Below are 20,480 nucleotides of genomic sequence, written 5' to 3'. Positions count from 1 at the left end.
GCCAGGCCCGTCGCGGCTAGGCGCTCTTGCGGCTCCGCGACGACGGCTTGGCCGCCGTCTTCTTGCCCGTTCCCTTGCCCGGCGCGCTCTTGCCCGACGTGCTCTTGGCGGACGCGGCCTTGGCCGTCCGGCCGCCGGACGACGCCGCCTTCTTCCCCGGCTCGGGCGCCTTCTTCTCCCCGCGGCTCTTCTTGGCCGCCTCGACGCTGGCGCGCAGCGCGCTGAGCAGGTCGGCGGCGGGCTCCTCCTCGGCGGCCTCCTCCGGCCGCGTCACCTCCCGGCCCTCCACCTTGGCCTCGATGACCGCCTGCAGCGCCTCGCGGTAGGCGTCCTTGTACTCGGTCGGGTCGAAGTCGCCCTCCATGGTCTCGATGAGGGACGTCGCCATCGCCAGCTCCTGCTTGCGGACCTCGATGTCCTCCTCCAGGAACGGGAAGTCGGGGGTGCGGATCTCGTCCGGCCACAGCATGGTCTCCAGGACGAACACCCCGTCGCGCACGCGCAGCGTCGCCAGCGACTCGCGCTGGCGCAGCGCCACCTTCACCAGCGCCACCCGGCCCGACTCCTCCAGCGCGTCGCGCAGCAGCACGTACGGCTTGGTGCCCTGGGCGTCCGGCTCCAGGTAGTACGACTTGGCGAAGTAGATGGGGTCCACCTCCTCCTCCGCCACGAACTGCAGCACGTCGATGCGGCGGCTGGTGGACAGCGGCAGCTCGGCGAAGTCCTCGTCGGTCAGCACGACGATCTCTCCGCTGGGCAGCTCGTACCCCTTGGCGATGTCGGCGTACGGGACCTCCTCGCCGTCGACGGTGCACACCCGGCGGTACCGGATGCGTCCGCCGTCGGTGCGATGCACCTGGTGGAAGGAGACGTCCCGCTGCTCGGTCGCCGAGTACACCTTGACCGGGATCGTCACCAGACCGAACGAGATGGCGCCCTTCCAGATACTGCGCATGACCAGTCCTTACCCCGAGATCTCCGCACTAGCGTCGCAAGGACCCCCGGTTTGCGCCAGGGCCCCTCCACTCCGCACGTGCCGTCCGGCGCCCGGCGTCCCGCCTCTTCCGGCGTGCCGAACACCCGCCGTCCCGGCGCACTGATCCTTTTCCGTCCGGTCGGCCCCGGGTAAGACGCGGGTATGACGATGCCGTGGCCGGTCCGGCCGATGATGGCCGAGACCGGGAACCTGCCCGAGGACACCGGGCGGTGGGCTCTGGAGATCAAGTGGGACGGCGTCCGCGTCATCGCCTACGTGTCCGCCGACGGCGTGCGGGCCACCGGACGGCGCGCCACCGAGCTCATCCGCCGCTACCCCGAGCTGACCGGGCTGGCCGACCTGCTGCCGCACCACGACGTGGTGCTGGACGGCGAGGTGGTCGCGTTCGACCGCGGCCGTCCCAGCTTCGAACGGCTGCAGCGGCGCATGCACGTCAGCCGTCCCGACCCCCGGCTGATCCGCGAGGTGCCGGTCCGGTACGTGGTGTTCGACCTGCTGTACCTGGACGGGCACGTGCTGTACGACCGGCCCTACGCCGAGCGGCGCGCGCTGCTGGCCGAGCTGGACCTGACCACCGCCGGCCCCGTCGAGGCGCCGCCCTACCTGCACGGCGGCGACGCCGCCCAGGTCGCCGAGCTGCTGGAGTTCACCCGCGAGCAGCGGCTCGAAGGGCTGATGGCCAAACGGCTCGACTCCACCTACCGGCCGGGCCGCCGCGTCGACTTCTGGCGCAAGGTCAAGCACTTCCAGACCCGCGACGTCGTCGTCTGCGGGTGGAAGCCGGGCCGGGGACGGCGCGAGGGCGGCCTGGGGTCGCTGCTGCTCGGCGAGTACGACGGCAAGGGGCGGCTGTGCTTCGTCGGGCACGTCGGCACCGGCTTCACCGACCGGGCCCTGGACGAGCTGTACGGGACGCTGTGGCCGCTGCGCCGTCCCAGCAGCCCGTTCGACGAGGCGATCCCCCGCGAGTACGCCCGCGACGCCCAGTGGGTTGAACCGCGGCTGGTCGGGGAGGTGGCCTACAGCCTGCGCACGCGTGACGGGCGGCTGCGCTTCCCGTCCTGGCGCGGGCTGCGTGACGACAAGGACCCACTAGAGGTGATCCGTGACCCCTAAGAAGCTCGGCGTGCACGTGGAGGGCCGCGACCTGCGGCTGTCCAATCTGGACAAGAACCTGTATCCCGAGTTCACCAAGGGCGAGGTCCTCGACTACTACGCGCGCGTCGCGCCGGTGCTGCTGCCGCATCTGAAGGACCGCCCCCTCACCCGCATCCGGTACCCCGACGGCGTGGACGGCGAGTCGTTCTTCGAGAAGAGCGCCCCGTCCTACACGCCCGGCTGGATCCGCACCGCCACGATCTCCTCGCCGGGCAGCTCGCGCGGCCGCGACACCATCGACTACGTGGTGGTCGACGACCTGCCCACGCTGGTGTGGTGCGCCAACCTGGCCGCGCTGGAACTGCACGTGCCGCAGTGGAAGGTCGGGCCGCGCGGCAGGCAGCACAGCCCCGACCTGATGGTGTTCGACCTGGACCCCGGCCCGCCCGCCACGGTCGTCGACGCCTGCCGGGTGGCGTGCCTGCTGCGCGACCTGCTGGCCGCCGACGAACTGGAGTCCTACCCCAAGACCAGCGGCAAGAAGGGGCTGCACCTCTACGTGCCGATCAAGGAAGACGACCGCACGTCCGAGTACGCCAAGCGCGCCGCGCAGATCCTGGCCTCCGACCACCCCGACCTGGTGGTGAGCAAGATGGACAAGCGGCTGCGCAGGGGCAAGGTGTTCGTCGACTGGAGCCAGAACAACCCGGCCAAGACCACGGTCGCCCCGTACTCGCTGCGCGCCGCGCACCGGCCGTCGGTGTCGGCCCCGGTCACCTGGGACGAGCTGGAGGACGCCCGCAAGCCCGACGACCTGACGTTCACGCCCGAGGAGGTCCTCGAACGCGTCGACAAGCACGGGGACCTGCTCGAACCCCTCCTGGAGCGCCGCCAGCCCCTGCCCTGAACGCCGTCGGCCCCCGCCCGGACGCCTGGACCTCCTGCCCGGAGCCCTATGTGTTCGAACCGGCACGCAGGGATACCGGCTTCCGCCACCATGGATGCGATGGGGGACATCGTGACCGGCGTGGAGGGATGACAGTTGGAGCGCAACCATCACTACGACGTCGTGGTGCTGGGCGGGGGCACCGCGGGCGAGCTGGTGGCCACCGAACTCGCCCAGAGCGGACGCGACGTCGCGCTCGTGGAGAACCGCCTGGTCGGGGGCGAGTCCCCGTACTTCGCCTGCGTGCCGTCCAAGTCGCTGCTGCTGTCGGCCCGGCGGGGCGAGACCTGGGAGCTGGCGATCGCGCGGCGCGACGAGGTCACCGGCCACCTCGACGACGACCGCGTCGTGGCGCGCATGGCCGAGGACGGCGTGACCGTCCTGCGCGGCTGGGGCCGCGTCACGCGTCCTGGAACGATCGAGGTGGACGGCGCCGAGCACGGCTACACCGACCTGGTGGTCAGCACCGGCAGCGAACCGGTCGTCCCGGCCGTGCCGGGCCTGGCCGACGCCCCCACCTGGACCAGCGACGAGGCGCTGACCGTGCCGGACCTGCCGCGCCGCCTGGTGGTGCTCGGCGGCGGTCCCGTCGGCTGCGAGATGGCGCAGGTGTACGCGGCGTTCGGCTCCCAGGTCACGCTGGTCGAGCCGGCCGGGCGGCTGCTGACCGCCGAGGCGGCGTTCACCGGCGAGATCCTGGCCGACGCGCTGCGCCGGATCGGCGTGGACCTGCGGCTCGGGTCCGAGGTCGTCCGCGTCGCGCGCGGCGACGGCGGCGCCGGGGCCCGGCTGTGGCTGGCGGACGGCGGTGTGCTCGCGGCCGACCGCATCCTGCTGGCGTCCGGGCGGCGGCCCCGCGTCGAGGGCCTCGGCCTGGAGAACCTGGGCGTCGCCGTCACGCCCGGTCAGCCCCTCGCGGTGGACGAGACCTGCGCGGTCACGCTCGGCGACGGCGCCCCAGAGACGGACACGCCGGACCTGCCGGGTGGGCTGTGGGCCGCGGGCGACGTGACGGGCGTGGCGCGCACCGCCCACGCTGCCCGCTACCAGGCCCGCGTGGTGGTGTCCAACGTGCTCGGCAAGCGCCGCGAGGCCGACTACCGGGCCGTGCCCCGCGTCGTCTACACGACCCCGGCCGTCTACGCGGTCGGCCTGCCGCCCGCCCAGGCCGAGGAACGCGGCATGGATCTGCTCACCGCCGGGTACGACCTCGCGGCCACCACCCGCGCGGCGGTCGAGGCCGACGACCGCGGCCGGGTCGAGCTGTACGCCGACCGTTCGCGCGGGCTGCTGATCGGCGCGGCCGCCGTCGGGCTCTACGCTGAGGAGTGGATGAGCGAGATCGCCCTGGCCATCCGGGCGCAGACGCCTCTGGGGCTGCTCACCGACGTCGTGCACGCCTTTCCGACGTTCGGCGAGGCGCTGGAGGCGCCGCTGCGGGAGCTGGCGGGGCGGCTGTGACGCCGATGTCGACGTCGATGGGGACGTCGATCGGGATGGGGATCGATGGGAAGGAGTCTGCCATGACCGAGACCAACGGCCCCGAGCCGGTTCTGCGCGACGAGGAGCCGGAGGCCGACGCCGCCGAGCAGCGCGCCGCGCTGCGCGAGGACGACGAGCGGCCGCAGTGGCCGCCGCAGGTGCCGCTGGACGCCAACGAGGCCGACGCCACCGAACAGAGCCTGGAGGTCGAGTTCGACGAGGACGAATACCGCTGAGCGTGAGCGTACGATCGTGCTTGGCGTCGACCGTGACCCCTGAGGTTACCGGCGCGTACGATGATGGGATCAACGTCCAGCGACGACCGAGGGGCCGACCGCCCCGCCGTCGCATCGATCGGTGATCGGAGAGTGTGGTGACCGCGACCCCGGACGCCCGCCCCCGCGGCACGCGGCTGCCGCGGCTGGCGCGCCGCAGACAGCTGCTCGGCGCGGCCCAGGAGGTGTTCGTCGCCCAGGGCTACCACGCCGCGGCGATGGACGAGATCGCCGAGCGCGCCGGCGTCAGCAAGCCCGTGCTCTACCAGCACTTCCCCGGCAAGCTGGAGCTGTACCTGGCGCTGCTGGACGAGCACGCCGAGGCCCTGGTGCGCACGGTGCGCGACGCGCTGGAGTCCACCACGGACAACAAGCAGCGCGTGCAGGCGGTCATCGCCGCCTTCTACGACTTCGTGGCCGGCGAGGGCGAGGCGTACCGCCTGGTGTTCGAGTCGGACCTGCGCAACGTGGCGCCGGTGCGGGCCCGGGTGGAGCGCACCAACCAGCAGTGCGCCGAGTTGATCGCCCAGGTGATCTCCGAGGACACCGACGCGCCGCCGGACGAGGCCCATCTGCTCGGCATGAGCCTGGTCGGCATGGCCGAGGTCAGCGCGCGGTACTGGCTGTCGCAGCACCGGGCCATCCCCAAGGACACCGCCGAGAAGATCATCGCCCGCCTGGCCTGGCGCGGCATCTCCGGCTTCCCCCGCACCAGCTGACCCCCACACACCTCTTCGAGGGAGCGAAACGCGTGCAGGTACGCATCGGTGTCCAGTCCGTCCCCAAGGAACTCGTGGTCGAGACCGCGCAGTCGGCCGACGAGGTGCAGCAGGCGCTGGCCGACGCGCTGGCCGACGACGCCGGCGTGTTCGTGCTGACGGACCAGCGGGGCGGGCGGGTGGTCGTCCCGGCCGACCGGGTCGGCTACCTGGAGATCAGCGAGGAGGAGAACCGCGCCGTCGGGTTCGGCTCGCAGTACACCTGAGCGCACCGGGCGCGCCGTCGATCAGATGGAGGCCCCTGTTCGCAAGCCGTCGGCTTGCGTGCGGGGGCCTCGTCCTTTCCGGGATCCGGCCTCCGCTCCGCCGCCTGGGCCCGGTCACCTGGGGTTTGTTTGAAACGCTCATGACGGGCACATCGACCACCGACCGCGGGCCGCGCGCCTCCGCAGCGGCCCAGGACGACGAAATGGTGATCGAGAATGCTGACGATTCTCTGGTTCATCGTCATCGGTGCCGTGATCGGCGCCCTGGCCCGGCTGCTGGTGCCCGGGCGCAACCCGATGGGCATCCTGCTGACGCTCCTCGTCGGGATCGCCGGTGCGATCCTCGGCGGCATGGTGTCCAACGCCCTCGGGGCCGGATCCGTGATCGCGTTCATCTTCGCAGTGGTGATCGCCGCGATCGCGGTGGCGCTGATCAGCGGAACCTTCACCGGCGGCGGTGGCCGCGGCCGGTGGCGCACCGGGCGGCGCACGTACTGACGGCCCGCCGCCCCCCGGAGCCACCTGAGCCGGAGGACCGACCGACCCCCGCGAACGGCCGCCCTCCGGCGTTCCGGCGAAGCCCCCGCACCTGCCCAGCGGGGGCTTCGCCCTTTCCTTCCGCGTCCCGGGACTGTCCGTTCCTGGCCAGTCCGCGGGGGTTTACTCCGGGTCCGCGGCACGTCCGATCTTGGACGATGCCGACGACCCGGGAATATTCGCGGGAGTGCGCGGTGTTGCCACTTCAGATCGGCTATTGGTGTAGAGAAACCATGGTCGGTACACTGCGTCGCGGAGTGTGACCGCACGCAGCCACAGCGAGTGACTGCGCTACCCCTGACGCGGTCACCGGGGAAATTTTGACTGACGGCTGGTCCCTCCCGCGCGAGCGCGCGGCCACGCGACACGACCGGCGGGGCACCGCCCGGCCGGTGCGGATCGTGGCTTCTGCAGCTGCGCCGCGCGAGCGAGCGTCGACCCCGCACTTTGGAGGCTGGAAGCCCTGACTACGTTCCACGAACTCGGGGTCGTCCCCGAGATAGCCGATGCCCTCGCAGCCGAGGGCATCGTCGACGCGTTTCCCATCCAGGAGCTCGCCCTGCCGATCGCGCTGGGCGGGCACGACATCATCGGGCAGGCCCGCACCGGCACCGGCAAGACGCTGGCGTTCGGCGTGGCGGTCCTGCAGCGCATCGAGCACGGCGGCACCCGGCCGCGCGGGCTGGTGCTGACCCCCACCCGCGAGCTGGCCATGCAGGTCACCGACGACCTGCTGGTCGCCGGCGGCAAGCTGGGCACGCGAGTGCTGCCGGTGTACGGCGGCCGGGCCTACGAGCCGCAGATCGAGGCGCTGCGCGAGGGCGTCGACGTCGTCGTCGGCACCCCGGGACGCCTGCTGGACCTGGTCAAGCAGCGGCACCTGGACCTGTCCCGCATCGACGTGCTAGTGCTGGACGAGGCCGACCGCATGCTCGACCTGGGCTTCCTGCCCGACATCGAGCGCATCGTCGACCTGCTGCCGCAGGCGCGGCAGACCATGCTGTTCTCGGCCACCATGCCCGGCGAGATCGTCGCGCTGTCGCGCCGTTACCTGCGCCGCCCCACCAACGTGCGGGCCGAGGCGCACTCCGAGCCGGACGCCACGCCGCAGGTGGTGCAGCACGTGTGGCAGACCCACCAGCTGGACCGTCCCGAGGTGCTGGCCCGCGTGCTGCAGGCCGAGGGCCGCGGGCTGACCATGGTGTTCTGCCAGACCAAGCGGGCCTGCGACCGCGTCGCGAGCGACCTGTCGCACCGCGGGTTCGCCGCGGCCGCCGTGCACGGCGACCTCGGCCAGGGCCAGCGGGAGCGGGCGCTGCGCGCGTTCCGCAACGGCAAGATCGACGTGCTGGTGGCCACGGACGTGGCGGCCCGCGGGCTCGACGTCGACGACGTCACCCACGTGGTCAACTACGAGTGCCCCGACAGCGCCGACACCTACGTGCACCGCATCGGCCGCACCGGCCGCGCGGGCCGCACCGGCACGGCCGTCACCCTGGTCGACTGGGCCGACCTGCAGCGCTGGAAGCTGATCAACGGCACGCTCGACCTGCCGTTCGCCGCGCCGGAGGAGACCTACTCCACCTCCGAGCACCTCTACGAGGCCCTCGGCATCCCCAAGGGCGTCACCGGCACGCTGCCCAAGGAGCAGCGTGGCGAGCGCGCCGGGCTGGCCGCCGAGGAGCTGGAGGACATCGGCGAGACCGGCCGCACCCGCTCGGCGGTGCGCGACCGTGACCGCGACCGTGACCGTGACCGTGACCGTGACCGCGAGCGTCCGCGCCCGCGGCGCCGCAAGCGCAACCGCGTCCGCACCCGCGCCGGCCAGCCGGTCGACTCGGCGGGCGGGCACAACGACGCCTCGGCGTCCGGTGAGCGTCCCGCGTCCGGCGAGCGTCCCGCGTCCGACCGGCCCGACGAGGCCGCGGACAACGTGGTGCAGGCCGTGGCCACCGAGCCCCGCCGCACCCGCCGCCGTCGCCGCACCCGTGGCGGCAAGCCCGTCACCGCCGACGAGAGCACCCAGACCGTCTGACCTGACGGAACCTACTCCACGGGACGTCGCCGCCTGCCACGCCCCGTCACAAACCGACCCATCCCGCCCGACGAACGGCCCAGTCCTTCGTCGGGCTTTCCCATGCCCGCCCACAGGGATCACCTCCCATACTTGCGAACGGCCCCGCGCTCCGGACGGTACGCGTCGGCGCATCAATCGTGGCGAGCGCCAACGCAAGAAGGGAGAACGCAATGGGTCGTCAACGCAAACCCAGCATCGAGGCCCCGGGTATCAAGATCAAGGGAGTGAAGACCACGCCGGTCACACTGCCGGACGGCCGTGAGGTCGGCGGAATCGAGACCGAAGATCTGGAGATCCCCAACAGGCGCATCCGGGAACGGCGGTAGTAGGCCGCAGTTCTACTCAAATGGGCCCGGCTCGCCCCCGACGCGAGCCGGGCCTGTTCCATGTCGGGCGGCGGCAGGGTGATTCCACACACGGAGAGCTGAACACACGCAGGAAACGCGAGGCCCCGCGCGCGGTGCGCGCGGGGCCTCCGGATCATCCTCAACGAGCCGCCTAGGCCGCTCGCCTCGGACTACATCACCGGCGGTGCCCCCTCCTGGAACCGTACCTGGTCCACGAGTAGTCGGGGTCGCCCTCCTCGCAGTGGGACTCCGCCACAGGCTCGCCCGCGGCGTCCACGCAGCGGCGGTCCTCCTCGCAGGCGGCGAGGGAGGGCACCCCCAGCGCAACCGTGGCCACCACGGCGGCCACAGAGCCAATCCGCTTCTTCATGCCGAATTCTCCTTTTGTTGGGCCTTAGTGAAACCACGTCCTCAGAAGGCGAGGACGCTTCCTGGAACCGTCCGCACAAAGGACCGGTTGGCAAGGCACTGCTTGCACGGCGCGTTCCAGGGGGCCGGCGGAGACGCGGCAGGGGGCGGTCAGCGGTCGTTGCTGGTCGGCGTCGCAGGTCCGCGCCCGTGCGGCCGCCGGCGCGCGGCGACTGATCCTCTGGCTCGGGTCAGCCTCGTCGGGAGGTGTGAGCGTCGCGCAGGCGCAGGGCCGTGTGGGGGTGGTCGGTGACGAGCACGGCCACCCGGGGGTCGGCGAGGAAGCGGCGCATCAGCGCGCGGGCGTTGACCGTCCAGACCATGGCGGGCACTCCGGCGCGGGCGCACTGGCGCAGCACGCCGACGCGGGCCAGGCGGTGGTTGAGGGCGACCATGTCGGCGCCCGAGTCCAGCAGCGGGCGCACCGGCGCGAAGTCGCCGACGGCGCCGCGTTCCCACAGGCCGCGGCCCACCGACAGGGCCGTGGTCACGGTGGGGAACGTGTTCTTGATCGTGGCGACGGAGGCGGGCTCGCCGGTGGTGACCACGAAGCGGCCCGGGCCCAGCACGTCCAGGGCCAGCGCGACCGCCTCGTGCTCGCAGCCGCGCTCCTTGAGGTCCAGGTGGCCGAGGGAGCGGCCCGCCATCATGCGCAGGGCGTCGGCGAACCGGGGTACGGGGCGCGGCGCCAGCGCGCGGACCCGCTCGTAGGTGCAGCGGCTCAGCGGCAGCCCGCCCACGGTCCGGTCGTGATGGACGATCAGCTCGCCGTCGGCGGTGCGGCGCACGTCGAGTTCGACATACTCTGCACCAGAGGCGATCGCCGTCCGCAGACCCGCCAGGCCCGCCGCGTCCCGGCGGTGCGCGGAGATGGCCGTCACGTCGGTGACGCTACCACCGAACGAGCTTCGCCGGTGTTCCAGAATGCATATTTAGTATGGTGGCACCCTGTGAGTACGCCCCGGTTCCTGACCCTGCCCCCGAACGTGCGTCGGACCTACGTGGAGACCTCCCGTGGCAGGTTCGCCGCCCTTGAGGGCATGCCGGGCTCGGGCGTAGCCGAACACTGCCCCGCCCTCCTCGTCCCGGGCTACACCGGCAGCAAGGAGGACTTCCTCGCCGTCCTGCAGACCCTGGCGAACGCCGGGCGGCGCCGCGTGGTGGCCGTCGACATGCGCGGCCAGTACGAGTCCCCGGGCTGCGAAGACCCGTCCCTCTACACCCGTGCCGCGCTCGGCGAGGACGTCGCGGCGCTGGCGGAGGCCCTCGGCCCCGACCCGGTGCACCTGGTGGGCCACTCGTTCGGCGGCCTGGTCACCAGGGAGACGGTGCTGGCGGGCCGGGTGCGGCTCATCTCCTACACGCTGATGAGCTCGGGCCCCGCGGGCGTGGACGGCCCGTCGGCGGCCAAGGCGCGGGCGCTGATGGAGGCGATCCCGCAGCTGGGCATGGACCGCATCTGGACGCTCAGCCTGGAGCCGGACGCCCGCTCCCGCGGCCTGGCCCCCGAGATCGTCGACTTTCTCCGGGCGCGCACGCTGGGCAACTGCGAGCTGGGCCTGCGCACCATGGCCGCCGAGCTGCTGACGGCGCCCGACCGGGTGGACGAGCTGGCCAAGGCCGCCGAGGACGCCGGGCTGCCGATCCTGGTGCTGTACGGCGAGGACGACGACGTGTGGGACCCGCGCGAGCAGGCCGCCATGGCCGAACGGCTCGACGCGGCCAAGGTCGTCATCCCGGGCGCCGCGCACTCGCCCGCCGTGGAGGCGCCGGAGACCACCGCGGGCGCCCTCACCGACTTCTGGAACGCCTCCGAGCGGCGGTGGCGCTGCGGGTCGTCCTTCTGACCCCCGCCCTCCGCGACCTCGCTCCGCGAACACACCGGCCCCTGTGGTGAGGCTCGTCACAGGGGGATGCCGCCCCGCGGATGTAATGACACACTTACTGAAGTTTGTCTCATCGGCGACCCTTGGCGAGGTGGCGAATGCCGGCGACCGTCCAGCCCCCTGAGAGCGTGACCTGGCGGGTGCACATCGACCGGTCGATGTGGGTCGGCGGGGTGCGCGGCCTCATGCTCCAGGCCCTGCATCCGGTGGCGATGTGGGGGGTGTGGCAGAACTCGACCTTCCAGGAGGACCCGTTCGGCCGCCTGCGGCGCACCGCCGACTTCGTGGGCACCGCCACCTTCGGCAGCCCTGAGGAGATCGACGCGCTGGCGGCCCGGGTCCGGGGCATCCACCGCAGCCTGCGCATCCTCAACCACGACACCGGCAGGAGGGAACGGCTCGACCAGCCCGAGCTGCTGCTGTGGGTGCACTGCGCCGAGGTGTACTCCTACCTGGAGGTGGCGCGCCGCGCCGGGCTGCCGCTGACGGACGCCATGGCCGACCGGTACCTGGACGAGCAGCGGCACACCGCGACCTACGTGGGCCTGCACGCCGACGAGGTGCCCGGCAGCGTGGCCGAGATGGAGGCGTACTTCGCCGAGACGCGGCCCGTGCTGCGCGTCACCGACGAGGCGAGGGCCGCGGTGCGGTTCCTGCTGTGGCCGAACCTGCCGGAGAACCTGCGGTTCCTGAACGCCGGGAAGCCCGGCTACGTCCCGTTCGGCGCGCTGTGCTACTACTCGCTGCCGGACTGGGCCCGCGCCATGTACGGGATCCTGCCGGAGGTGCCGCGGCCCGCCGTGACCGCGGCGCTGCGCTCGTTCCGCCTGGCGATGAACTCGGTGCCCGAGCGCGTGCACGACTACGCGTTCGCCAAGCCCACCCGGGACATGCTGGAACGCGCCCGGCTGCGGCTGGCCGCCGAGGGCTACGACGTCGGGCGCGGACTGTACGGGCTGCGCGACCCGCGCCGCTGGCCCGCGCGCCGCAAGGTCGCGGCGGCCTGACCCCGGCGCACGGCCCGGCCCCACACCTTGGTCCCGGGCCCCGGTTCAGGCTTCCGGAAGGGCCGCCCAGGGTTCCTTGGGGGAGGCGGCCTGCCGGCCCTCCGGGCAATGCCTCAGGAAGTCGCACCACGAGCACAGGCTCCCGGGACGCGGCGGGAAGTGCTCGTCGTAGGGGTCGTGCCGGACGGTGACGGGGCCGCCCTCACCGGAACGCGGCCGGGGCACCGCGTTCTTCAACCGGGTGCGGTACGCCTCGTCCGCGGCGGCCGCCTCGGCGGCGATCTGCTCGGCGCGGCGCAGGTGGCGTCCCAGCGACTCGTCGGTGTGCTCCCACACCGCGACCTCGCCGCTGGGCAGGTGGTGCAGCTCGACGCGGCGGCAGGGGCGGCGCAGCACGCGGGACGCGGCCAGCGCGTACAACGCCAGTGCCAGGGAGCCGCGCGCGTCGTCGGCGGTGAGGACGTGCCGTCCCGTCTTGTAGTCGACGACCACCAGCTCCGAGCCGCGGTCGTCCAGCCGGTCGATGCGGCCCGACACCGCGATGCGGTCGGTGCGCGTCGCCACGGTGCGCTCCACCCCCACCGGCTCGTCGTCGGGGTCGAGCCGGGCGGCGTAGCGCTCCACCATCTCGCGGGCGCGCTCGCGGTAGCGGCCGGACTGCTCGGCGTCCCGGAACCCCTCGGTGAGCCAGCCCCGCACCAGCAGCGTGCCCGCCGTCTCGGGGGTGCGCTCGGCCCGCGGCAGCCGCCACCACGCGGCCAGCGCGTTGTGCACGCTGGCGCCCAGGCTGTTGTGCGCCCACGGCGGCCCCTTGGGCGGGGACGGACGGTCCAGGTAGGTCATCCGGTAGCGGCGGGGGCAGTCCAGCCAGGAGTTCAGCCGTGACGGCGTGCACGTGTAGAGCCGCTGGGGCATGCCCGCCAGCGGCAGCTGTTCGGCACCCACGACGCGACCGCGGTCAGGCGTCTTCGCCGTCCCGGGCGAGGGCGCCCCAGCTCTCCCAGCGGGCGTCCTCCTCCCCCACCGTGGTCTCGTCGCCCTGGCCGGGCAGCACCCGCAGGTCCTTGGGCAGCGGCGTCAGCAGCGCCCCGATGGAGTTGAGCTGCTTGCGCAGGTCGTCGTAGACCCCGCCGATCGCGCCGGGGCGGCCGCGGTGCAGGGTGTCGCCGGAGAACAGCACGCCGAGCTGCTCGCTGATCACGCACACGCTGCCGGGGGTGTGCCCGGGGGTGTGCACGATCTCCAGCTGGGCCTCGGCGATCTCGAACACGCCGCCGTCCTCCAGCCAGATGTCGGGCTCGAGGGAGCGCAGCGCCGTGGCGTCGTCCTCGTCCTCCTCCTCGCGGGCCAGCCGCCCGAAGAAGTCGCGCCACAGCAGCCGGTCGCCGCGGTGCAGCGCGATCGGCGCCCAGTTCTCCTCGTCCTCCTCGCCGGCCGCGGCGACCTCCAGCACCGTCGACAGCTTGTGCTCGTTGCCGTCGGTGCAGATCACCGCCATGACCTCACGCTCGCCGACCGCCTTCAGCACGGCCTCGGCGTCGTTGGCGGGGTCGATCACGATCACCTCGTCGTCGTCTCCGACGATGTAGGTGTTGCTCTCGACTTCGTACTCTTCGTCGTCCAGGGTGACCTTCCCCGTGGTCACCACCTGATCGATGCGCGCGTCCACGTTCCGCACCCTATCGCGCGCGTCCGCGAGCCAGGGACGACCGCGCGGGGAGCCGCGGGCCTTTCATCCCGTGCGGACGGCGCCGGCGGCGGCGTCCAGCAGCGCCGCGTAGGCGGCCGCCGAGGTGGTCTCGCAGCCGATGCGGTCGCCGGTCGCCGCGCCGTGGTCGTCGCTGGAGCCGGTGACGAACAGGCCCAGCGCGGACGCCAGGTCCCGCAGCCGGGCCCGGTCGGACGCGTCGTGATCGGGGTGGTCCGCCTCGATCCCGGCGAGCCCGGCCTCGGCCAGCCGTTCCACCACGGCGTCGCCGAACACGTACCCGCGGCGGCGCGCCCTGGGATGCGCCAGCACCGCCGCGCCGCCCGCCGCGCGGATCAGCCGGACCGCCCGTGCCGGGTCCAGCGCGTAGCGGTCGGCGTACGCGCGGCCGCCCGCCCCGATCCAGTCGGGGGTGAACGCCTCGTCCAGCGTGCGCACCGCCCCGGCCTCGACCATCGCGCGGGCCACATGTGGCCGTCCGACGGCCTCGCCGCGGGCCAGTTCCCGCACCCGCTCCCAGGTGACGTCCACGCCGAGCCCGCGCAGCCGCTCGACCATGGTCCGCGCCCTGATCACCCGGTCGGCGCGGATCCGGGCGAGCTCGGCGGCCAGGTCGGGGGCGGACGGGTCGAACAGGTAGCCGAGCAGGTGCAGGCTGGCGCCGTCCTGCCGACACGACAGCTCGACGCCGGGCACCAGCGTCATCCCCGGCGGCAGGGCCGCCGCCGCGTCGTCCCAGCCCGCCACCGTGTCGTGGTCGGTGAGGGCGAGGACGTCCACCCCGGCCGCGCGGGCGCGCCGGACCACCTCGGCGGGCGGGCGGGTGCCGTCGGAGGCGTCGCTGTGGCAGTGCAGGTCGATGCGCATACGGCAGGAGGCTACTCAGGCGTCGAGACGGGGGCAGAAGGCGCCGTAGGGAAGATCGAGTTCCATGCCGGGGTCGCGCAGGTCGACCAGGTGGGTGCGGTCGACCAGGAGGACTCCGGCGTCGGCGGGCCACAGGATCACCCAGAGCCAGTTGCCCATGGCCTCGCCGACGTAGACGGCGCGGTCGGGGCCGCCCGGGATCGACCACATCGGCACCGAGTGGTCGCACACCGCGAAGGGGCCGCTGACCTCGACCTTGACGTGCGGGGGCCCGTTGTCGAAGCCCTCGCCGGGGTCGGGGCCGGCCAGCCCGGCGTAGTACGCGCCGAGCCCGATGCCCGGTTCCTCGGCGACCAGCAGCATGTCGGCCAGGCCGCTCACCAGCCCGGGCCCGGACACCGCCACGGCGGACGCGCGGGTGCCGGTGCGCTCGTCTCCCACGGTGACGAAGCCGGTGACCAGCCACCCCAGCGGCAGCGGCCAGGGCGTCCACACCGGGACGCGGGAGTCGCGGACGGCGGCGGCCAGCCCCTCGGGTTCGGGTCTGCGGGACGGCTGGCGCGGCAGCACCGCCCCGTGCACGGGGCAACTCCAGTCGCTCGACCAGAGGTTCGGCGCACCGACACGCTTGCCGCAGCGCGGGCACGTGGGCTCCGCCCTCATGGTTACCCACAGTGCGTGCCGGACCCCGTTCTCGTCAAGGTCCGCCCGGTGGCCCGGATCGCAAAACCAGGACAAAATAGGCGGAGGGGTGCGAGGGGGTGGCCATGCGGGTGCGCTGCGTGGGCGGGATCGTCCGCGACCACGAGGGGCGGCTGCTGCTGGTGCGGCGGGCCCGGCCGCCCGCGGCCGGACGGTGGTCGGTGCCCGGCGGACGCGTCGAGCCGGGCGAGACGGACGTGACCGCGGTCGCGCGCGAGCTGCGCGAGGAGACCGGTCTGCGGGTGGCGGTCGGCCCCCTGGTCGGCTCGGTGGAACGCCCCGGGCCCGGCGGCGTCGTCTACGAGATCTTCGACTACCTGGCCACGCCGATCGGCGGCGGCCTGACCGCCGGTGACGACGCCGCCGACGTCCGCTGGGTCACGCCCGAGGAACTGCTGCGCCTGCCCACGTCCCCCGGTCTGGTGCAGGCCCTGACCGAGTGGGGCGTGCTGGTCGTCCCCGGGATGCCACTACCCCCGGTGGATCCGTTCGCCGGTTCCGGCGGCGCCGTACGCGACGCACCGTAGGGACGGCGCGCGGCTAGGAGCCGGGGGCGCCGGGCCAGCCGGGCACGCCCTGCCCTCCCCCGGCCGGGAATCCGTGCCCGCCGGGTACGCCCTGCTCCCCTGGGACACCGTGTCCGCCCGGGACAGCGTGGCCGCTGGGCGCGCCGGGGACGCTTCCCACCGTGGCGCCTGGGACGCCGGTGGACGGCGGCGCGTCGACAGAGGCGTTCGGCTGGTCCGAGCCCCCGGTGACGGTCTGGATGCGCATCTTGCGCGCCAGCCACGCCACGACGGCCGCGTACAGCAGCATCGGCGCGACGTCCGCCACGACGTACTGCCACGGGATCGCGCCCTGCTCGATGTCCAGCTTGCCGACGGCGGCGGGCAGCAGGAACGCCATCAGGTTGTTGAACACGTGGACGGCGATGGCCGCCTCCAGGCCGCCGGTGCGCACCGTCACCCATCCGGCGACCGCGCCGAAGACGAAGATGTCCAGGATGCCCCAGCCGGTATAGCCGTGCCCGGAAGTGAAGAGCGCCGAGCCGACCACGATGCCCGGCCACGGGGTGCGGAACACCACGCTCAGCGCCCGGGCGACGCGCCCGGTGCCGTTCTCCAGCGTGCACGCGCCGACCGCCTGCAGCAGCCAGCCGCGGAAGACGTACTCCTCGGCCGACGCCTGGAACGGCACCAGCGCGATGATGATCAGGGCGGGCAGCAGGAACTCGCCCCAGCCGACCCAGTGATCCTCGCCGCCGCCGTTGGGCGGCGCCGCGAACTGGCCCGCCACCGACGAGGTGCCGAACGACACCAGGCAGAACCCGATCGCCAGGCCGCCGCAGACCAGCAGCCAGCGCCAGCGCAGCCGCCCGGCCACCGACGACAGCGTGCCGGGACGGCGCCGCTGCACCCACCACGGCACCAGCAGCACCACCGGCAACAGCACCGCGAGGGCGGCCAGGTTGAAGGTCAGGTCCGCGGTGGAGTCACCGAAGAACGAGGTCGCCGACTGCGAGGGCTCCGGCATCTCTCCCGTGGCGAGCACGTAGACGACCGTCCCGACGATCGTCAGCGCGAGCATGGCGCACAGGGCGCCGCCCAGGATCGTCAGCGTGCCGACCAGGGGCCGCCACCAGCGGTGCACGGCGTTGCGGGCCATGCGGTGGTAGGGAACCCCGTCCGGGACGGGCACCGTCCACGGCCGTTTGACCGGCGGCCCGTAACCCGGGTAGCCGTACCCCGGGTAGCCGTACGGCTGCTGGTAGGGAGAGCCGTAGGCCTGCGGCGCGGCACCGTAGGGCTGGGCCTGCGCGCCGTAGGGCTGAGACGGAGGCGTCCCGTACGGCTGGGGGCCGGTGTACGGGGGCGGCACAGGCTGGGGGTAGGGCTGCGCCTGCGGAGGCCCCTGGGACGATCCGGGGTCGTCAGGTGGCGCCCAGCCGTTGGCGTCCGCTGGATCCGGCACCGAACAACCCCCTCGTGACGACCAGCACCTGGGACGAATCGTACGTGCCGGTCAGTGCCTTTCGCGCCACAGCGCGCGATGTCGCCCGATGTCCTCCGCGCCGAGATCAGGACGGCGGCTCGAAGCGCCGGGTGCGCGTCAGGCCCGCGGCCCGGCCCTTAGCGGCGATCACCTGCGCCATCTTGCGGGACGCCTCGTCGATCATCTCGTCGCCGAGCACCGCCGCGCCGCGTCCCTCCACCGTCGTGTGGTACTCGTACGCCTCAAGGATCAGCTCGGCGTGGTCGTAGTCCTCCTGGGTGGGCGAGAAGACCTCGTTGCCCGCCTCGATCTGCGCCGGGTGCAGCACCCACTTGCCGTCGAAGCCCAGCGCCGCCGAGCGCCGCGCCACCCGGGTGAACGCCTCGACGTCGCGGACGTTGAAGTACGGCCCGTCGATGGCCTGCAGGTCGTGGGCGCGGGCGGCGGTGAGGATGCGCATGAGGATGTAGTGGTAGGCGTCGCCCTCGGTGTAGCCGGGCGGCTGCTCGCCCACCACCAGCGTCCTCATGTTGAGGGAGGCCATCAGGTCGCCGGGGCCGAACACCAGGGTCTCCAGGCGGGGCGAGGACGCGGCGATCTCGTCCACCCCGGCCAGGCCCCGGGCGTCCTCGATCTGCGCCTCGATGCCGATGCGTCCCGGCTCGTACCCCATGGCCAGCTCGATCTGGGTGAGCAGCCGGTCCAGCCACTGCACGTGGGAGGCGTCGCGCACCTTGGGCAGCATGACGCAGTCCAGGTTGGCGCCGGCGCCCTCCACCACCTCGATCACGTCCCGGTACGCCCACGGGGTCTCCACGTCGTTGACGCGGACGACGCGCACCTTGCCCGACCAGTCGCCCTCGTTCAGCGCCGCCACGACGCTCTTGCGGGCGTCCTCCTTGGCCGAGGGCGCGACCGCGTCCTCCAGGTCCAGGAACACCTCGTCGGCCGGGAGTCCCTGCGCCTTCTCGATGAACCGGGGGTTGCTGCCGGGGACCGCCAGAGTGGTACGTCGTGACCGCATGGCCGGATGCTACCGGGGGGCGTGTGAGACGCTGAGGGCATGGGCGAGCTGAAGGCGCTGGTGGAGGAGGCGGCCAAGAAGTCCGGGCTGATGTGGCTGCACCTGCCGGGGCTGGCGCAGCCGCGGGCGGCCTGGCACGTGTGGCACGACGGCGCGGCCTACGTTCTGACCGGCGGCGAGGGCGAGCAGCCCCTGCCCGGCCTGCCCGAGGCCGACCGGGTGCGGGTGACGCTGCGCAGCAAGGACAAGGGCGGGCGGCTGGTGTCGTTCGTCGCCGCCTGCGAGCAGGTGCGACCCGGCACGGACCTGTGGGACGAGGTCACCTCCGTCCTGGCCAAGGAACGCCTCAACGCGGCGACCCATGAGGGACAGGTGGAGCGCTGGGCGGAGGAGTCGTACGTCGTGCGGCTCTCCCCCACCGACGAGGTGATGGAGGCACCGGGCGGATACGACGACGAGTACGCCGCCGTCCGCCCGGTGCCCACCCCGGCGACCACGGCCGGCCCGCCCCCGCGCCTGATGGGCGGCAAACGCCGCAGGGCCGACCGCTGAACTCCGGCGGGTCCGGCGTCACATCGGCAGGCGGCGGCCCTCGGCCAGCGCGCGCAGCTTGTCGGGGTTGGCGACCATCAGCACCTTGGTCACGGTGCCGGCCGTGTCGACCTCGGCGGTCACGACGGTGAACGGACCGTCCGGGCCCTCGACGAGCAGCCCCGGCTCGCCGTTGACGCTGACGCGCCGGACGACCCAGTCCCGCGGCTCCACGCCCCCGAACGGAGAGCTGGACACCGCACGCAGCCAGCGGCCGACCTTGTCGGCGCCGTGGATGACGCGGCGGGCGGCGCGGACCTTGCCGCCGCCGTCGGTCCACAGCGCCACGTCCGGCGCCAGGGTCTCCATCAGCCGGTTGATGTCGCCGCCGAGCACCGCGTCGAAGAACCGCTCCGTGGCGGCGCGCCGCTCCCGGCCGTCCGCCGCGAACCGGGGCCGCCGCGCCTCCACGTGCTTGCGGGCGCGGGTGCCGAGCTGCCGGACGGACGTCTCGCTGCGGTCCAGGGCCTCGGCGATCTCGGCGTAGGAGAAGCCGAACACCTCGCGCAGCACGAACACCGCGCGCTCCAGCGGGCTGAGCGTCTCCAGCACCACCAGCAGCGCCATGGACACCGACTCGGCCAGCTCGGCGTCCTCGGCCACGTCCGGGGAGGTCAGCAGCGGCTCGGGCAGCCACGGGCCGACGTAGGCCTCCCGGTGCGCCCGCGCCGACCGCAGCCGGTCCAGCGCGATGTTGCTGACGACCCGCACCAGATACGCCTTGACGTCCTGGATGTCGGAGCGGTCCGCCGACGCCCAGCGCAGCCAGGCGTCCTGCACCGCGTCCTCGGCGTCGGCGACGGTGCCCAGCATCCGGTACGCCACCGAGAACAGCAGCCCCCGATGCTCCTCGAACAGCCGCGTGGTCGCCCCGTCCGCGTGCTGCGCCGCCTCCCCGTCCGGGCGTTCCGCCGTCCCGCCCGCGGGTTCCGCCGGGTCCTCGCTCATGCCGTGGCCTCCTTCGCGAGCCGTCCGGCCGGGATCTCGCAGTTGTCCTTGAAGCCCTGCCCGACGAGCCCGGCGGCCAGGTTGAAGCGGGAGCGCATGTTCTCCACGGCCACGCACATGGTGAGCTCCACCAGCTGGCGCTCGTCCAGGTGGCGGCGCAGCGCCTCGACCAGCTCGTCGGTGACCTGCGGCGGGTCGGCGGTCATCGCCTCGGCGTACTCCATCACCAGGCGCTCCTCCTCGGTGAACAGGCCGCTGTCGCGCCAGTGCGGCACCGCCTCCAGCTTGGCCAGCGGAATCCCGTGCGTGTTGGCCTCCCAGGTGCCGAAGTCCACGCACCACGCGCAGCCCACGTGCACCGCGGCGGCCATGACCGCCAGGTCCTTGAGCCGGTGCGGGAGCGCCTTCCACCGCAGCACCCCCATCTCCAGCATCCCGTAGGTGGCGAACACGCCCATGTGGTGGCCCATCGCCCGCATGGGGTCGAGATCCTTGCCGAACTTGCGGCGCACCGCCCACGCGAACAGCCGGTAGCGCAGGGTCTTGGGAGGGTCCAGGGAGATACGGGCCACGGCGGCCTCCTTCGCGGTCGTCTCCAACACG

At 73.1% G+C, this 20,480-nt stretch carries 24 protein-coding genes and 1 riboswitch; of the genes, 13 read left to right on the top strand and 11 right to left on the bottom strand.

The annotated features are described in order from the left end of the window. Positions 1 to 16: 16 nt before the first annotated feature. Positions 17 to 955: a Ku protein gene (locus ABZ801_RS28625; protein ID WP_360703476.1), complete on the bottom strand. Its 939-nt coding sequence runs from the start codon at positions 953 to 955 to the stop codon at positions 17 to 19. 183 nt (positions 956 to 1,138) lie between these two features. Here ABZ801_RS28625 and ligD (ABZ801_RS28620) point away from each other — a divergent pair, with 183 nt between their 5' ends. From ligD (ABZ801_RS28620) to ABZ801_RS28580, 9 genes are all read left to right on the top strand, one after another. Continuing rightward, positions 1,139 to 2,113, top strand: coding sequence for a non-homologous end-joining DNA ligase (gene ligD, locus ABZ801_RS28620; protein ID WP_360703473.1), 975 nt, complete (start codon positions 1,139 to 1,141; stop codon positions 2,111 to 2,113). Beyond that, positions 2,103 to 3,002, top strand: coding sequence for a non-homologous end-joining DNA ligase (gene ligD / locus ABZ801_RS28615; protein WP_360703470.1), 900 nt, complete (start codon positions 2,103 to 2,105; stop codon positions 3,000 to 3,002). Before ligD (ABZ801_RS28620) ends, ligD (ABZ801_RS28615) begins: the two co-directional genes overlap by 11 nt. A gap of 135 nt (positions 3,003 to 3,137) precedes the next feature. Continuing rightward, positions 3,138 to 4,502, top strand: a complete 1,365-nt coding sequence (locus ABZ801_RS28610) for an NAD(P)/FAD-dependent oxidoreductase (RefSeq protein ID WP_360703467.1) — start codon at positions 3,138 to 3,140, stop codon at positions 4,500 to 4,502. Between the two features lie 62 nt (positions 4,503 to 4,564). Beyond that, positions 4,565 to 4,759, top strand: coding sequence for a hypothetical protein (locus ABZ801_RS28605; RefSeq protein WP_344954015.1), 195 nt, complete (start codon positions 4,565 to 4,567; stop codon positions 4,757 to 4,759). A gap of 137 nt (positions 4,760 to 4,896) precedes the next feature. Further along, on the top strand, positions 4,897 to 5,517 hold the full coding sequence (locus ABZ801_RS28600) for a TetR/AcrR family transcriptional regulator (protein ID WP_344954013.1): 621 nt from the start codon (positions 4,897 to 4,899) through the stop codon (positions 5,515 to 5,517). A gap of 32 nt (positions 5,518 to 5,549) precedes the next feature. Continuing rightward, complete coding sequence (locus tag ABZ801_RS28595; RefSeq protein ID WP_344954011.1) at positions 5,550 to 5,783, top strand: DUF3107 domain-containing protein; 234 nt, start codon at positions 5,550 to 5,552, stop codon at positions 5,781 to 5,783. Positions 5,784 to 5,999: 216 nt separating this feature from the next. Then, positions 6,000 to 6,281 (top strand): hypothetical protein, encoded by a 282-nt coding sequence (locus tag ABZ801_RS28590; RefSeq protein WP_360703462.1) that lies wholly within the window; start codon positions 6,000 to 6,002, stop codon positions 6,279 to 6,281. A 538-nt stretch (positions 6,282 to 6,819) separates the two neighbouring features. Beyond that, positions 6,820 to 8,355, top strand: coding sequence for a DEAD/DEAH box helicase (locus ABZ801_RS28585; protein WP_360703714.1), 1,536 nt, complete (start codon positions 6,820 to 6,822; stop codon positions 8,353 to 8,355). Between the two features lie 212 nt (positions 8,356 to 8,567). Next, on the top strand, positions 8,568 to 8,723 hold the full coding sequence (locus ABZ801_RS28580) for a hypothetical protein (protein ID WP_360703459.1): 156 nt from the start codon (positions 8,568 to 8,570) through the stop codon (positions 8,721 to 8,723). Positions 8,724 to 8,919: 196 nt separating this feature from the next. On the opposite strand, the gene ABZ801_RS28575 is transcribed toward ABZ801_RS28580, so the two are convergent. Both ABZ801_RS28575 and ABZ801_RS28570 read right to left on the bottom strand, forming a co-directional pair. Beyond that, entirely contained in the window at positions 8,920 to 9,114 is a 195-nt protein-coding gene (locus tag ABZ801_RS28575) for a hypothetical protein (protein WP_360703456.1), read from the bottom strand. A gap of 229 nt (positions 9,115 to 9,343) precedes the next feature. Then, positions 9,344 to 10,033: a glycerophosphodiester phosphodiesterase gene (locus ABZ801_RS28570; protein WP_360703453.1), complete on the bottom strand. Its 690-nt coding sequence runs from the start codon at positions 10,031 to 10,033 to the stop codon at positions 9,344 to 9,346. Positions 10,034 to 10,102: 69 nt separating this feature from the next. Between ABZ801_RS28570 and ABZ801_RS28565 the strand changes: the two genes are divergently transcribed. Together ABZ801_RS28565 and ABZ801_RS28560 are read left to right on the top strand one after the other, a co-directional pair. Next, complete coding sequence (locus ABZ801_RS28565) at positions 10,103 to 10,999, top strand: alpha/beta hydrolase (RefSeq protein WP_360703450.1); 897 nt, start codon at positions 10,103 to 10,105, stop codon at positions 10,997 to 10,999. Between the two features lie 137 nt (positions 11,000 to 11,136). Continuing rightward, the gene (locus ABZ801_RS28560; protein ID WP_360703447.1) at positions 11,137 to 12,045 is read left to right on the top strand and encodes an oxygenase MpaB family protein; all 909 of its coding nucleotides are present in this window, start codon (positions 11,137 to 11,139) and stop codon (positions 12,043 to 12,045) included. A 45-nt stretch (positions 12,046 to 12,090) separates the two neighbouring features. On the opposite strand, the gene ABZ801_RS28555 is transcribed toward ABZ801_RS28560, so the two are convergent. From ABZ801_RS28555 to ABZ801_RS28540, 4 genes are all read right to left on the bottom strand, one after another. Next, a complete protein-coding gene (locus tag ABZ801_RS28555) occupies positions 12,091 to 12,282 on the bottom strand; it encodes a hypothetical protein (RefSeq protein WP_360703445.1) in 192 nt (63 codons plus the stop codon). Continuing rightward, a riboswitch (guanidine-III (ykkC-III) riboswitch) is annotated at positions 12,264 to 12,329 on the bottom strand. It overlaps the preceding gene by 19 nt. 674 nt (positions 12,330 to 13,003) lie before the next feature. Continuing rightward, positions 13,004 to 13,714, bottom strand: a complete 711-nt coding sequence (locus tag ABZ801_RS28550; RefSeq protein WP_360703442.1) for an MBL fold metallo-hydrolase — start codon at positions 13,712 to 13,714, stop codon at positions 13,004 to 13,006. 63 nt (positions 13,715 to 13,777) lie between these two features. Beyond that, positions 13,778 to 14,620, bottom strand: coding sequence for a PHP domain-containing protein (locus ABZ801_RS28545; protein WP_360703439.1), 843 nt, complete (start codon positions 14,618 to 14,620; stop codon positions 13,778 to 13,780). Positions 14,621 to 14,635: 15 nt separating this feature from the next. After that, positions 14,636 to 15,283: a DUF6758 family protein gene (locus tag ABZ801_RS28540; protein WP_344953991.1), complete on the bottom strand. Its 648-nt coding sequence runs from the start codon at positions 15,281 to 15,283 to the stop codon at positions 14,636 to 14,638. A 104-nt stretch (positions 15,284 to 15,387) separates the two neighbouring features. Between ABZ801_RS28540 and ABZ801_RS28535 the strand changes: the two genes are divergently transcribed. Then, complete coding sequence (locus tag ABZ801_RS28535; protein WP_360703711.1) at positions 15,388 to 15,849, top strand: NUDIX domain-containing protein; 462 nt, start codon at positions 15,388 to 15,390, stop codon at positions 15,847 to 15,849. Positions 15,850 to 15,862: 13 nt separating this feature from the next. Here the strand turns inward: ABZ801_RS28535 and ABZ801_RS28530 are convergent, their stop codons facing one another. Then, positions 15,863 to 17,293, bottom strand: a complete 1,431-nt coding sequence (locus tag ABZ801_RS28530) for a lysostaphin resistance A-like protein (RefSeq protein WP_360703435.1) — start codon at positions 17,291 to 17,293, stop codon at positions 15,863 to 15,865. 106 nt (positions 17,294 to 17,399) lie between these two features. Then, entirely contained in the window at positions 17,400 to 18,338 is a 939-nt protein-coding gene (locus tag ABZ801_RS28525; RefSeq protein WP_360703432.1) for a CoA ester lyase, read from the bottom strand. A 39-nt stretch (positions 18,339 to 18,377) separates the two neighbouring features. On the opposite strand from ABZ801_RS28525, the gene ABZ801_RS28520 reads away from it, so the two are divergent. Next, positions 18,378 to 18,890, top strand: coding sequence for a hypothetical protein (locus ABZ801_RS28520; RefSeq protein WP_360703429.1), 513 nt, complete (start codon positions 18,378 to 18,380; stop codon positions 18,888 to 18,890). Positions 18,891 to 18,908: 18 nt separating this feature from the next. Here ABZ801_RS28520 and ABZ801_RS28515 read toward each other — a convergent pair whose 3' ends face one another. Next, entirely contained in the window at positions 18,909 to 19,877 is a 969-nt protein-coding gene (locus ABZ801_RS28515) for an RNA polymerase sigma-70 factor (RefSeq protein WP_360703426.1), read from the bottom strand. Continuing rightward, a complete protein-coding gene (locus tag ABZ801_RS28510) occupies positions 19,874 to 20,449 on the bottom strand; it encodes a carboxymuconolactone decarboxylase family protein (RefSeq protein WP_360703423.1) in 576 nt (191 codons plus the stop codon). Before ABZ801_RS28510 ends, ABZ801_RS28515 begins: the two co-directional genes overlap by 4 nt. Between the last annotated feature and the right edge of the window lie 31 nt (positions 20,450 to 20,480).

Origin of the sequence: Actinomadura sp. NPDC047616 (assembly GCF_040642915.1) — a bacterium.
GTDB classification, from domain to species: domain Bacteria; phylum Actinomycetota; class Actinomycetes; order Streptosporangiales; family Streptosporangiaceae; genus Spirillospora; species Spirillospora miaoliensis.
The sequence above is the reverse complement of the archived record's forward strand: the minus strand, read 5'-3'. Positions and strand labels throughout refer to the sequence as shown.